Genomic DNA, 1208 nt, shown 5'->3' with positions numbered 1-1208 from the left:
TCACTGATCTTCGCCTACTTGCGGAGCATCAACTTCAAGATTCAGATTGAGTTCCGATCGTAGCGGGAGAGGGAGGTCGACGCCGCCGAGCGCGGGCGCGGCGGAGTCCGCGTACCGGACGGAGACCTGCTCGAAGGTGATCACGATGCCCTCCGGGGCGGGGTCGGGGCGGCGAACGCCGGCACCAGGCCGAGCAGGACGGTCAGCACGGCGGTCAGGGGCAGCGCGGGGACGGTCGGTGGGACGACGGTGGGGGCGAAGGCGGCCGGGTCCCGCGCGGCCAGGTAGACGGTGAGGGCTGCCACGGCCGCGCCGGAACCGGCGGTCAGCCATTCCGGAAGGGCCCACGGGTCCGGCCGGTAGCGGCTTCTGACGGAGCGTCGGCCGCCGAGCAGCAGTCCGGCGAAGGCGGCGGCCAGGCCGAGCAGCAGGACGGGCAGGGCCCAGCCCGCGCCGCCGGCCGTCAGCAGCCCGTACGCGGCCAGGCAGACCCCGAGCAGCCCGGCCAGGGTGAGTGCCGCGGTCGCCCGGGCGAGCCGGCGCGGGACGTCGGCGGTGCGGCCGAAGCCCCGGGTGTCCATCGCGGCGGCCAGCGCGATGGACCGCTCCAACGCGCCCTCCAGTACCGGGATTCCGACGCTCAGCACGGCGGCGACGCCCTTGTCGGTGCGGCCGCGCAGGCGCCGTGCGGCACGCAGTCGGCGGACGTCCGCGACCAGGTTGGGCGCGAAGGTCATCGCCACGACGACGGCGACGCCCGCCTCGTAGAGCGCGCCGGGCAGGGTGCGCAGCAGGCGGGCCGGGCTGGCCAGGGAGTTGGCGGCGCCGACGCAGATCAGCAGGGTGGCCAGCCGCAGCCCGTCGTACAGTGCGGCGAGCAGCCCCTCGGCGGTGACCCGGCCGCCGATCCGCACGCCCTGCGCCCAGACGGGCAGCGGGAGTTCGGGCAGGGTGAACAGCACGTGGGTGCCGGCGACCGGCGAGCCGAGGAACACGGCGAACACCAGCCGGATGCCGAGCACCAGCAGGCCCAGCCGCAGGAACGCCCCGTACGAGCGCGACCAGGGCGCATCGCCGCGCCGGGCCGCGACCACGTACCCGGCGACGGCGGCGAGCAGCAGCAGGATCGCCGGGTTGGTGGTGCGGGTGGCCGCCGCGCCCAGCCCGAGCGCCCACAACCACCAGGCCCCGGGGTGCAGTTGACGGGG

At 75.7% G+C, this 1208-nt stretch carries 2 protein-coding genes; both read right to left on the bottom strand.

The window, feature by feature from the left end:
• Window positions 1-144, bottom strand: coding sequence for a hypothetical protein (locus ACIQOV_RS42045; protein ID WP_401056498.1), 144 nt, complete (start codon window positions 142-144; stop codon window positions 1-3).
• Entirely contained in the window at window positions 141-1199 is a 1059-nt protein-coding gene (locus tag ACIQOV_RS42040) for a CbiQ family ECF transporter T component (protein ID WP_401056499.1), read from the bottom strand. The genes ACIQOV_RS42045 and ACIQOV_RS42040 overlap by 4 nt, the downstream gene beginning before the upstream one ends.
• Window positions 1200-1208: the final 9 nt, after the last annotated feature.

It is taken from the genome of Kitasatospora sp. NPDC091257 (assembly GCF_044757675.1).
Classification (GTDB): domain Bacteria; phylum Actinomycetota; class Actinomycetes; order Streptomycetales; family Streptomycetaceae; genus Kitasatospora; species Kitasatospora lactacystinica.
Note: the sequence above shows the minus strand (reverse complement) of the source record. Positions and strands in the feature narration are given on the sequence as shown.